At 69.2% G+C, this 12,064-nt stretch carries 11 protein-coding genes; 7 read left to right on the top strand and 4 right to left on the bottom strand.

The genetic code is table 11. The features are described 5' to 3' along the window. Positions 1–101 precede the first annotated feature (101 nt). The 4 genes from argC (at position 102) to WS96_RS01150 (ending at position 5,145) form a co-directional block, all read left to right on the top strand. Positions 102–1,052: an N-acetyl-gamma-glutamyl-phosphate reductase gene (gene argC / locus WS96_RS01165; protein ID WP_034209534.1), complete on the top strand. Its 951-nt coding sequence runs from the start codon at positions 102–104 to the stop codon at positions 1,050–1,052. Positions 1,053–1,487: 435 nt separating this feature from the next. Continuing rightward, positions 1,488–2,915: a DUF2957 domain-containing protein gene (locus WS96_RS01160; protein ID WP_059780354.1), complete on the top strand. Its 1,428-nt coding sequence runs from the start codon at positions 1,488–1,490 to the stop codon at positions 2,913–2,915. 142 nt (positions 2,916–3,057) lie between these two features. After that, entirely contained in the window at positions 3,058–4,299 is a 1,242-nt protein-coding gene (locus WS96_RS01155) for a DUF2957 domain-containing protein (protein WP_059780355.1), read from the top strand. 18 nt (positions 4,300–4,317) lie between these two features. Further along, entirely contained in the window at positions 4,318–5,145 is an 828-nt protein-coding gene (locus WS96_RS01150; RefSeq protein WP_059503357.1) for an OmpW/AlkL family protein, read from the top strand. Between the two features lie 184 nt (positions 5,146–5,329). Here WS96_RS01150 and WS96_RS01145 read toward each other — a convergent pair whose 3' ends face one another. Beyond that, complete coding sequence (locus WS96_RS01145; RefSeq protein ID WP_059830009.1) at positions 5,330–6,259, bottom strand: LysR family transcriptional regulator; 930 nt, start codon at positions 6,257–6,259, stop codon at positions 5,330–5,332. A gap of 97 nt (positions 6,260–6,356) precedes the next feature. Here WS96_RS01145 and WS96_RS01140 point away from each other — a divergent pair, with 97 nt between their 5' ends. Then, on the top strand, positions 6,357–7,640 hold the full coding sequence (locus WS96_RS01140) for an MFS transporter (protein ID WP_059830007.1): 1,284 nt from the start codon (positions 6,357–6,359) through the stop codon (positions 7,638–7,640). A 91-nt stretch (positions 7,641–7,731) separates the two neighbouring features. Here WS96_RS01140 and WS96_RS01135 read toward each other — a convergent pair whose 3' ends face one another. Together WS96_RS01135 and WS96_RS01130 are read right to left on the bottom strand one after the other, a co-directional pair. Next, the gene (locus WS96_RS01135; protein ID WP_059830004.1) at positions 7,732–8,367 is read right to left on the bottom strand and encodes a LysE family translocator; all 636 of its coding nucleotides are present in this window, start codon (positions 8,365–8,367) and stop codon (positions 7,732–7,734) included. Positions 8,368–8,445: 78 nt separating this feature from the next. Next, entirely contained in the window at positions 8,446–9,522 is a 1,077-nt protein-coding gene (locus WS96_RS01130) for an NAD(P)-dependent oxidoreductase (RefSeq protein ID WP_257127907.1), read from the bottom strand. On the opposite strand from WS96_RS01130, the gene WS96_RS01125 reads away from it, so the two are divergent. Beyond that, positions 9,412–10,182, top strand: coding sequence for a Mut7-C RNAse domain-containing protein (locus WS96_RS01125; RefSeq protein ID WP_059830000.1), 771 nt, complete (start codon positions 9,412–9,414; stop codon positions 10,180–10,182). The genes WS96_RS01130 and WS96_RS01125 overlap by 111 nt on opposite strands. Before the next feature lie 79 nt (positions 10,183–10,261). Here the strand turns inward: WS96_RS01125 and WS96_RS01120 are convergent, their stop codons facing one another. Continuing rightward, a complete protein-coding gene (locus tag WS96_RS01120) occupies positions 10,262–10,495 on the bottom strand; it encodes a hypothetical protein (protein WP_012327737.1) in 234 nt (77 codons plus the stop codon). A 360-nt stretch (positions 10,496–10,855) separates the two neighbouring features. Between WS96_RS01120 and WS96_RS01115 the strand changes: the two genes are divergently transcribed. Beyond that, a complete protein-coding gene (locus tag WS96_RS01115; protein WP_059829999.1) occupies positions 10,856–12,061 on the top strand; it encodes an efflux RND transporter periplasmic adaptor subunit in 1,206 nt (401 codons plus the stop codon). Positions 12,062–12,064: the final 3 nt, after the last annotated feature.

Here is a 12,064-nt window from a genome sequence, read left to right as displayed (position 1 = left end):
GGCCGTCTTTTTTCGCCCCGTGCGGTGCAGTGCCGCCGGATGACGTCTTAAAATGGCGGTTTCAGGGCGCCGCGGCTCCCGTTTCATTCAGTGAGAGCGAAATGAGCACCAAAGTTTTTGTCGACGGCCAGGAAGGCACGACCGGCCTCAAGATCTTCGAATACCTGTCGGCACGCAGCGACATCGAGATCCTGCGCATCGATGAAGCGAAGCGCAAGGACGTCGACGAGCGCCGCCGCCTGATCAACGCGTCGGACGTCACGTTCCTGTGCCTGCCGGATGTCGCGTCGCGCGAATCCGCATCGCTCGTCGAAAATCCGAACACCACGCTGATCGACGCGAGCACCGCGTTCCGCACCCACGCCGACTGGGCCTACGGCCTGCCCGAGCTGACCCGCGCGCAGCGCGAGAAGATTCGCACGTCGAAGCGCATCGCGGTGCCCGGCTGCCACGCATCGGCGTTCGTGCTCGCGATGCGTCCGCTCGTCGATGCAGGCATCGTCGCGCCGACGTTCGCCGCGCACAGCTACTCGATCACCGGCTACAGCGGCGGCGGCAAGTCGATGATCGCCGAATACGAAAGCGCCGCGCCGGGCGGCAAGCTCGCGAGCCCGCGCCCGTACGCGCTCGGCCTCGCTCACAAGCACCTGCCGGAAATGGCCGCGCATACCGGCCTCGCGAACGCGCCGATCTTCACGCCGATCGTCGGCCCCTTCCTGAAGGGCCTCGCGGTGACGACCTACTTCACGCCCGAGCAGCTCGCGAAGCGCGCGACGCCGCAGGACGTGCAGCGCGTGTTCGCCGAGTACTACGCGGACGAAGCGTTCGTGCGCGTCGCACCGTTCGACGCGGAGGCGAACCTCGACAGCGGCTTCTTCGACGTGCAGGCGAACAACGACACGAACCGCGTCGACCTGTTCGTGTTCGGCAACGCGGAACGCTTCGTCACGGTCGCGCGCCTCGACAACCTCGGCAAGGGCGCATCGGGCGCCGCGATCCAGTGCATGAACCTCAACATCGGCGCGGCCGAGGACGCGGGCCTCAAACGCTGATTCAGCATCGCACGCGACGCAAAGCCGGCCACTGGCCGGCTTTTTATTTACTCGTATCAGGCAATATACAAAAACACCGGGCCGCGCATTTACAAATATTTACAAGCTTTCCATTGCGCGATTACCAGTGAATTAAACCAGCCTGCTTCCTTATCCAGTCAATCCCGAATAGGGATAAACCGGATACCGTCGATTTAAACGCTGCCGTTATACGCAGGAAGGCGCTGCGAGAGCGCGCCGGGCGTCGAGCATCCCCCGCCGCGGCAGCTTTCGACAGCCCGTCTCGCGTTTAAATTCTTACCAATTGCCTTATCGGACAAGGATTCAAATCGCAGATCCCGTTTCAATCGCCTTTTTTAGACGGGTTCATCAATTGACAGCAAAAATCCAGGCGGCGACATTAGCTCGCACAATTAAACGATTGGAGACAGCGGCATGTCGCACGCCTTATCGAAGGGGGTGGCAACGGCCTTTGCCATTGCCCCTTTCCTGGTTGCATGTGGTGGGGGGGACTCCGGTGGCGCGCTCGCGCCGATCAATGCCCCCCAATGTTCCGGCTCGAGCTGCGGCACGCAAGGGCCGCCGCCTTCGCAGCCCATCAACGGCGCACTCTGCCCGGCCAACGCGGATATCGTGAAGAGCACGTATCTCGGCGGCGCAGGGAGCGGCGAGATCGTCAGCGTCAACATCGACGCGGTCGCGATGACGTACACGCTCACGTGGCTCGAATCGCCGATTCCGCTGAAGACGGGCACCGTCACGCCGAGCCGCGTCGGCACGACCATCACCGGCAAGGTCGTCCACCCGCCGACCGGCACGCTGCCGACCGCCGAGCAGACGCGCTGCGCGTTCGTGCTCACGCCGGGCACCGGCCCCGCGCCGGACGGCTCGACCTACTCGACGGCCGCCGACTTCAACCAGGCGAACCCGCCGATGCTGCTGGTCGGCATGGGCGTGGCGGGCGGCGGCATTCCCGGCGCGACGATCCAGTACGACGGGCTGACGATCATCCCGGGCGTCGTGCAGAACGTCGGCCAGGTGCCGAACCGTCACTTCGACTTCTATCCGTTCCTCGGCTTCGCGAACACGACGACCGACCTCTCGAAACTGCCGGGCACGTACAACGCGCTGCTCTACCACCTCGTGCCGTCGGGCAATTACGCGACGAAGGGCTCGAATTCGAGCGAGACGTTCGATGCGAACGGCGCCTGCACGTCGAGCGGTTCGGGCGGCTGCCAGACGACCGGCGATCCGTGGAAGACGAGCGCGAAGGGCGGCTACTTCGACAGCACGAAGGCGCCGCAGACGCTGCCGCAGACGCAACTGCCGATCGTCGGCGCGACCGGCAAGTCGGCGACCGCGCACATGGTGATCGGCCAGCTCAACGGCGCGACGGTGCCGGTGATCGTGCGCACGGGCAACGTGAACCTCGGCACGCCGCCGCTGCACCTCGACGCGCAGGTCGACGACGAATCGGGCATCGCGGTGCTCGGCGCGGCGACGGCGATCACGTCGGGCGCGATCGACGGCGGCTACGCGGGCGCGGACTCGAACTTCAAGTACACGGCCGCGCTGATCCGCGGCAGCAACGCGTCGTTCATCAACCCGTCCACGCAGGCCGAGGAAGACGGCTTCACGCTCGACTACGGCCAGACGACGCCGGGCCTGCTGAACGCGACGACGACACCGAAGCCGCCGCCCGGCACGAACTACCCGTCCGCATCGGGCGTCGTGATCGCGACGGGCGGGCTGTACGCGGCGCTGATCCAGGGCACGGTGAACGGCGGCGTCACGTCGACGTCGGCGAATTCGACGACATCGTCGACCCCGTACTTCGGCGTGGGCGCGCAGATCAGCAAGTAGCGATCGAGGGCGCGGCGGCCGGCCCGCCGCCGCGCGCAGGGAAGGCACGAAGGCGCTCGGCTCGGCGCCGGCAGGACGAGCACACGACAGAAGCGGCCGACAGGGAGCTGGCCGCCGCACAAGACAAATCTGGAGGAGCAACATGAAGCGCAACCTCATTCTGGCGGCGGCCCTTGCCGCCCCCCTTCTTTCCGCATGCGGTGGCGGCAGCGACAATCCGCCGCCGCTCGTCGAGGATCGGCTCTGCCCTGCCACGCTCGACTACAACACCGTGTTTACGGGCGGCGCGGGCAGCGGCGAACTCGCGAAGGTCCAGCTCGACACGACCAAGATGACCTGGCAGGTCACCTATGTCGAATCGCCGGTGCCGCAAAAGACCGGCACCGTCGTGCCGACCCGTGCGGGCACCGTCGACAGCGGCACGCTCACGCAGGAAACGCTGTTGCCGACCAACAAGCTGAACCAGTGCGCGTTCCGCCTGAACGGCGCAAGCCTCGATGCGTCGCGTCCGGCGCGCATCTTCGTCGGCTTCGGCGTCGCGGGCGGCACGATTCCCGGCAAGGAGATCCAGTTCGACGGCGTGCTCGGCCAGGCCGCGGTGCCCGACACGAAATTCCCGTACTACCCGTTCATCGGCTTCTCGTCGATCGAAACCGACATCACGAAGGTCGCGGGCACGTACAGCCACATCGGCTTCGGCGAAGTGCCGTCGCAGAAATTCGCGCCGGCATCGATCGACGCGAAGGTGACGATCAACGCGGACGGCACGTGGACCAAGTGCGACACGACCGGCCAGTTCGCCGGCGGCGCGTGCGCGCAGCAGGGCACGAACTTCGTGCAGTCGGCCGACGGCAGCGGCGCGTTCCAGTCGAACAACTACGCGAGCCAGTTGAAGCCGACGCTGTCGGCCACGCCGCAGGGCAAGGGCTTCATGATCGTCGGCAAGCTGCGCAACCAGCTCGTGCCGATCCTCGTGCGCACGGGGGTCGCGAACCCGAACCCGACGCCCGACAGCAACGGCGTGCCGGGCCTGACCGCCGACGACGAATCGAGCATCTCGATCCTCGCGCCGCAGACGGCCGTGGCGGCCGGCTCGCAGAACGGCGAGTACATCGGCGTCGACAGCCAGTTCGATTACCGCACCACCGCGCTGATCGACAAGCAGGCCACGCTGCTCGATCCGTTCCAGCCGTCGCAGGCGTCGCTCGCGACCGCGCTCGACCTCGACTACACGCAGAAGGTGCCGGGCACGGTCACGACGATCCACACGGGTTCGGGCAGCACGTCGCCGACCGGCAAGTTCATCTTCACGGGTGGCGTGTTCGGTTTCCTCGACAACGCGGGATCGACGCCGTATTTCACGATCGGCGCATTCGTCCAGTAAGCGGAGGGAGAAGCCGTGATGAAGAAAACCCTTCTCTGCGCGGCGGCGGCCGCCGCCGCGCCGCTCGCGGCGCACGCGCAGAGCGCCGGCAGCAACGTCGTCACGCTGGGCTGGTTCCACATCATGCCGCAGCAGAGCAGCACGCCGATGACGACCAACGTCGCGCCGACGCCGATCAACACGCCGCTGCGGCTGCCGCCGTCGTTCACGTCGCCGGGCACGGGGCTGCACACGAGCGGCGCCGACACCGTCGGCCTGACGGTCAGCCACTTCCTGACCGACCACATCGCGGTCACGTCGGTGGCGGGCGTGCCGCCGGTGTTCAAGGTGTCGGGCCAGGGCACGATCAAGCCGCCCGGACCCGCCGGCGCGCTCGGCACGCAGAACATCGGGCTCGGATCGGTCAACCCGATCGTCAAGAGCGTGCGGCAGTGGAGCCCGGCGGTGATCCTGCAGTACTACTTCGGGCAGGCCACCGCGAAGTTCCGGCCGTTCCTCGGCCTCGGCGTGTCGTACAACTGGTTCAGCGACCTGCAGCTCAACACGAACTTCATCAAGCAGACGCAGGACAACCTCGGTGCGATCCTCGCGGCGGGCGCGGGCAAGCCGGGAACGACCTCGGTGGAAGCGAAGGCGTCGTCGTCGTGGCAGCCGGTGTTCAACGCGGGCCTGCAGTACAACCTGACCGAACACTTCGGGCTGGTCGCGTCGGTGACCTACATCCCGCTGAAGACGACGTCGACGGTGACGATCAAGGCGGCCGACGGCTCGGTGCTCGCCGAGTCGAAATCGGACCTGAAGGCGGACCCGATCATCAGCTACGTCGGGATGACCTACAAGTTCTGAGCGCGGCGAGAGCCGGCAAATGGAGCGCCGCGACAAAATCGCAGGCAAAAAAAAGCCCGCCTAAGCGGCGGGCTGAATCCATATCAGAGGAGACATGGAGGAGACAGGTGCAACTATAGCGAATCGGTTTCCGCAATGCAACATTTCCGTAGAGAAAATAAGGATTTTCCCTCGAACGCGGCCTCTAGTTCGCCGTGACGGCACCCGACCCCTTCTCGTTCTCCCGTTCGAGGACCTCGGCCAGCGCGTCGCGCAGCAGCGCGACCGGCCGCGCCAGCCGGCCCGGCAACGTGCCGTGCACGATCCACACGTTGATCCGCGTTTCCAGCCCCGTCGTTTCCACCACCCTCAGCGCATCGCGATGCGCGCTACGCGCCAGCGCGTTCGGCGCCGCGATCCCGATGCCGGCGCCGCGCGCGACGAGCGACAACTGCAACTCCGAGCCGAATGCCTCGACCGCGACGTCGAACGGCAGCCCGGCCGCGCCGAGCGCCCGGCTCAGCGCCGAACGCATCCCGCAGCCGTCCTGGCTCAGCACCCACGGAAAACCCGACAGCGTGTCGAGCGACAGCGGGCCCGCCGGCAGCGGGAAATCGCGCGCGGCGACGAGCACCGTCGGCTGCGTGGCGATGAGCGTCGCCGTCAACGCGTCCGGTAGCGCCGCGCTCGCGGGCACCATCACGGTGGCGACGTCGAGCGCGCCGCGCTCGATGCCCTGCACCAGCGCGGGCGACCAGCCGGCCGTCACGCGCAGCGTGAGGCGCGGGAACGCGTCGCGCAGCCGATCGATCGGCCGCTCCAGCGCGAGCTCGGACAGAAACGGCGGCACGCCGATGCGCAGCTCGCCCGACGGCTCGCCGTCCGGCGCACCCGCCGCCATCAGCTCGTCGACCGCGCCGAGCACGTTGCGCGCGAGCGCGTAGACGTCGCGCCCGGCCGCGGTCGGCTTCAGCGGCTTGCTCTGCCGCTCGAGCAGTGGCACGCCGAGCAGCGATTCGAGGTTCTGCACGCGCCGCGTCAGGCCCGGCTGCGTCAGATGAAGCTTCGCGGCCGCGGCGACCATCGACCCGCTGTCGACGACCGCGACGAACGCCTGGAGATCACGCGTATTCAAAACAAACTCGCATAATCATGTTAGACATATTTCAATTGTCGCATAAACATCGGGCACCTACGATGGGAGTTCCTTCGACCTCCCCGTCAGGCTTCCGATGAACTGCCCTGCCACCCGTTGCTCCGCCCCCGTTTCCTCGTCCGTCGCCGCGCCGCCCGCGCTGAGCACGGGCATGACGCTGTTCTTCGCCGCGACGGTCGGCGTGATCGTGATGGATCTGTTCGCCGCGCAACCGCTGACCGGCCCGATCAGCGCGGACCTGCACCTGCCGCCCGGCCTCGCCGGGCTCGTCGCGATGCTGCCGCAACTCGGCTACGCGGCCGGCCTCGCGTTGCTCGTGCCGCTGGTCGACCTGCTCGAGAACCGCCGCCTGATCGTCGCGACGCTCGCCGTCTGCGCGGCGGCGCTCGCGCTGCCCGCCGTCACGCGCTCGGGCACCGTGTTCCTGCTCGCGACGCTCGCGGCCGGCGCCGCGTCGAGCGTGATCCAGATGCTCGTGCCGATGGCCGCGTCGATGGCGCCCGAAGCGCAGCGCGGCCGCGCGGTCGGCAACGTGATGAGCGGGCTGATGCTCGGGATCCTGCTGTCGCGGCCGCTCGCGAGCCTGATCGCGGGATCGGCCGGCTGGCGCGCGTTCTATCTGCTGGCCGCGCTCGCGAACGCGGCGATCGCCGTCGTGCTCGCGCTGCGCCTGCCGACGCGCACGCCGTCGATCACGGTCGGCTACCGTGCGTTGCTCGCATCGATGGGACGCCTGCTCGCCGACGAGCCGGTGCTGCGTCGGCATGCGCTGTCGGCCGCGCTCGCGATGGCCGCGTTCAGCGCGTTCTGGACCGCCGTCGGGCTGCGGCTCGCGCAGCCGCCGTTCGCGCTCGACCTGCACGGGATCGCGCTGTTCGCGTTCGCCGGCGCCAGCGGCGCGATCGTCACGCCGCTCGCCGGCCGCGCGGGCGACCGCGGTCAAGGCCCGGCCGCGCAGCGGCTCGCGCACGGCACGATGCTCGCGGCGCTCACCGTGCTCGGGATCGCCGGCGCCGGCTGGTTCGGCTTCGACGCGCATGCGCATCGCGGCGTCGCGCTCGCGCTGCTGGCCGGCGGCGCGGCGCTGCTCGATGCGGGCGTCATCGTCGACCAGACGATCGGCCGTCGCGCGATCAACCTGCTGAACCCGGCCGCGCGCGGACGCCTGAACGGGCTGTTCGTCGGGCTGTTCTTCGTCGGCGGCGCGCTCGGCGCGGCGCTCGCGGGCAGCGCGTGGGCATGGGGCGGATGGAGCGCGGTGTGCGGTGTCGGGTTCGCGTTCGCCGGCGCGGCGGCCGTGTTCGGGCTGACGGCCGGACGCGGCGCCGGCGCGGCAGCGCTGGATCGCCCGCGTGCGTGAGCGGACAGCGGTGCGACGCGGCGCCCGAAAACCGAACGCCCCGCCCTCTTGCGAGGGACGGGGCGTTCGGTACGCCGGTGGGGGCCGGGAATCAGTGACGAACCAGCGCCATCATCGCGCCGAAGCCGACGAACAGCCCGCCCGTCAGCCGGTTGAACACCTTCGCGACGCTCTGGCTCTTCAGCGTGGCGCCGATGCGCGTGCCGAACGCCGCGTAGACGAGATACCAGCTCACTTCGATCACCGCGAACGTGACGACGAGGATGCCGAACTGCGGCAGCGTAGGCTCGGCCGCGTTGATGAACTGCGGCAGCAGCGCGGCCGCGAACAGGATCGCCTTCGGGTTGCTGCCCGCGACCAGGAAGCCGTTGCGGAACAGCGCCACGCGCGATGCCGACGCCCCTTGCGACACGGCATCGGCGTCGGCCGCCGGCGCGTCGTCCACGCGCGCGCGCCACGCCTTCACGCCGAGATAGATCAGGTAGGCCGCGCCCGCGAAGCGCAACGCATTGAACATCGCCGGCCATGCCTCGAGCACCGCGCCGAGCCCCGCCGCGGATACCGCGAGCATCAGCACCAGCGCGCTCAGGCAGCCGGCCATCGTCGCGGACGCGCGCCGCAGCCCGTGCCGCGCGCCGTGCGTCATCACGAGCAGCATGTTCGGGCCCGGAATCGCCGACACGACGAACACCGTCGCCACGAAAAGCCACCACGTATGCAAGTTCATGAACTGCCTCTGCCTGGAATGATGTAAGGGAAAACCGGACTGCCGATTATGCCGTGCGCACGGCGCTTCTGTCGCGTGTCAGCGGCCGGCGCGGCGCAGCGCGGCCTCGCCGAGCACCGCGAAATCCTGGTCGCCGCCGCCGTGCGCGAGCGCATCGAGCAGGCTGTCGCGCACGACGCTCGCCACCGGCAGCGGCACCGACGTCGCGTCGCCGGCTTCCAGCGCGAGCCGCACGTCCTTCAGCCCGAGCCGCGCCTTGAAACGCGCAGGCTCGTAGCGCCGCTCCGCGATCATCGCGCCGTAGCCTTCGTAGACGGGCCCCGGGAACACGCTGCTGGTGATCACGTCGAGGAAATCGCGCATCGCGACGCCGTGCGCGCCCAGCAGCGCGGACGCCTCGCCGAGCGTCTCGATCGCCGACGCGAGCGTGAAATTCGCGGCGATCTTCGCGACGTTCGCGTGCTGCGGCAGCGAACCGAAGCGCCAGGTCTTCTGACCGATCGCGTCGAACAGCGGCTGCACGCGGTCGATCGCCTCGGCCGGGCCGCCCGCCATGATCGTCAGGCGCGCGGCGGCCGCGACGTCGGGCCGCCCCATCACCGGCGCGGCGACGTAGTCGATGCCGTGCGACGCATGTGCGTGCGCGAGCGATTCGGCGAGCGCGACCGACACCGTCGCCATGTTCACGTGGATCAGCCCGCGCGGCGCCTGGACCAGCAGCGCGTCGTCGAATACCGCGCGCGCGGCCGTATCGTCGCCGAGCATCGAGAACACGGCGTCGCCGCGAAACGCGTCGGCCGGCGTGTCGACGACACGCGCGCCGAATGCGGCCAGCGGCTCGGCCCGCTCGCGCGACCGGTTCCAGACCCGCACCGTGTGGCCCGCCTTCAGCAGGTTCGTCGCGATCGCCTGCCCCATTTCGCCCAGCCCGATAAACCCGAGATCCATGTCCCGCTCCTTCGCTCCGTGAAGCCGCGAGTTAAACACAGATGCCGGCGCTTTGCAGCGCCTGCCGCCGGCCGGGCGCGGTGCGATACTGCACGGATGGCGACCGCGACCTTCCGCTTTCACGGCGAACTGAACGCCTTTCTCGCGCGCCCGCAGCGCGACCGGGCGTTCGCGCACGCGTGCGCCCGCGATGCGACGGTGAAGCATGCGATCGAGGCGCTCGGCGTCCCGCATACCGAAATCGGCCGGCTGTGCGTGAACGACGCGCCGGCCGCGCTCGACCGGCCGCTCGGCGACGGCGACCGCGTCGAGGTCTTTCCCGAGCGCGCACGGCCGGCGGTCAACGGCGCGGCCGCGCGGCAACCGGCGTCATGGCGCTTCGTGGCCGACGCGCATCTCGGCGGCCTCGCGCAACTGCTGCGCCTCGCCGGCTTCGACACCTGCTACGACAACCACTACCGCGACGACGAACTCGCGGCGCTCGCCGAGCGGGAGAACCGGATCGTGCTGACGCGCGACCGCGAGCTGCTCAAGCGGCGCGCGGTCGTGCGCGGCTGCTATCTCCATGCGCTGCAGCCGGCCGACCAGTTGCGCGAACTGTTCGAGCGGCTCGATCTCGCGCCGCACATGCGGCCGTTCCGGCTGTGCCTGCGCTGCAACGCGCCGCTGCATCCGCTCGACGCGGCGGCCGCGGCGCCGCGCGTGCCGGCCGGCATCCGGCAGCGGCACCGGCGCTTCGCCGCGTGCGACGTGTGCCGGCGCGTGTTCTGGGAAGGCTCGCACTGGCGGCGCATGCGCGCGGTGGTCGACGCGATGCGCATGCCGCCGCCCGCCCGGCTCGACGACCCCGCCGAACCCGGCGCCTGAAAAAACAAAACCCCGCATACCGGAGCATGCGGGGTTGGCCGATCCGTGACCGGCGATGCCGGTCGTGGGAGCGAACTGCTTAGTTCTGCGTGCCTGCGTCGTTCGTGCCGGCGGCCGATGCGGCTGCAGCCTTCGCCTGGCCCTTCTTCGAACCGTGGTGCTTCAGCTGGTGCTTCGGCTTGCTGTGATCCTTCTTGGCCGGTGCCGAAGCGGCGGCCGACGTGTCGGCTGCCGGCGCGGACGCCTGTGCGAATGCCGAAACCGATGCGAGCGCGAATGCTGCGGCGATGATCGAAGCGAGCGTCTTCTTCATTGTTCTTCCTTTAGCGGAGAAAAAATCAAACGTACCGGTAATCAAAGATGCGAGGCATTCGCACCGGAGCCCCAGGCCGCGAGGCCGGCTTTCGCCGTTTCCGTCGCGACAAAACCTGACGCACTGGTTCCATAACGCACCGCGTTCGCGGCAAGTTGACACGTTGCTTGCATCCTCGGGTTTCCCCGGGGGGCCGGCGCGTCGGCCGGCGCCGGCAGGCCGGACAGGCCGCCGCCGCACGGCGCCGCAAACCGGCTCGCGCGGCGCCGGGGCGACGCTTATACTGGCGTCCATCCGTCCCTTTCCCCGGAAACCGGATCGCGCCGGTCACACGACCGCCGCCGTCTCGAGGCGCTCAAATTGCCCGATCACAATCTGGACAAACTGAAAATCGACCGGCGTCCGATCGCACCGGTGCCGCGCCGGCGCCGGTGGGTCCGCTATGCGGTCGCCGCCGCGCTGATCGTCGTCGCGATCGTCGCCGGCCTCGCCGTCACCGGTCGGCCGACCGTCGACACCACGTCCGTCACGTCCGCCTACCCGTACCAGAACGACACGCAGCTTAATGCGACCGGCTACGTCGTGCCGCAACGCAAGGCCGCAGTCGCGTCGAAGGGCCAGGGGCGCGTCGAATGGCTCGGCGTGCTCGAAGGCACGCGCGTGAAGCAGGACGAGATCATCGCGCGGCTCGAAAGCAGCGACGTGCAGGCGTCGCTTGCCCAGGCGCGCGCGCAGGTGCAGGTTTCCCGCGCGAACCTCGGCGTCGCGCAGGCGGAACTCAAGGATGCGGAGATCGCGTTGCGCCGCACCGCCGCGCTCGCGCCGCGCGGCGCCGTGCCGGCCGCGCAGCTCGACACCGACACGGCGCGCGTGAACAAGGCGCGCGCGACGCTCGCCAGCGACCGGGCCGCGATCGCGTCCGCCGAAGCGAACGCGCAGGCCGCGCAGGTCGCGGTCGACCAGACGGTGATCCGCGCGCCGTTCGACGGCATCGTGCTCGCCAAGCACGCGAACGTCGGCGACAACATCACGCCGTTCTCGTCCGCGTCGGACAGCAAGGGCGCGGTCGTGACGATCGCCGACATGGAGACGCTCGAGGTCGAGGCCGACGTCGCCGAATCGAACATCGCGAAGATCCGCGCCGAGCAGCCGTGCGAGATCCAGCTCGACGCGCTGCCCGACATGCGCTTCGCCGGCCGCGTGTCGCGGATCGTGCCGACCGTCGACCGCTCGAAGGCCACCGTGCTCGTGAAGGTGCGCTTCGTCGACCGCGACGAGCGCGTGCTGCCCGACATGAGCGCGAAGATCGCGTTCCTGTCGAAGCCGGCGTCGCCGCAGGACCGGCAGCCGGTGACCGCCGTGCAGGCGAGCGCCGTGGTCGAGCGCGACGGCCGGCCGGTCGTGTTCGTCGTGAAGGACGACGCCGTGCATGCGGTGGCCGTGACGCGCGGCATGCGGATCGGCGAGCTGGTGGCGATCCGTGGCGTGAAACCCGGCGACACGGTCGTGCTCGCGCCGGGCGCGAAGCTGAAGGACGGCGCGCAAGTGACCGTCGCGAAGAAGTAGCGC

This window comes from Burkholderia sp. MSMB1835 (genome assembly GCF_001526365.1).
Classification (GTDB): Bacteria; Pseudomonadota; Gammaproteobacteria; order Burkholderiales; family Burkholderiaceae; genus Burkholderia.
This window is presented reverse-complemented; position numbering and strand designations above follow the sequence as displayed.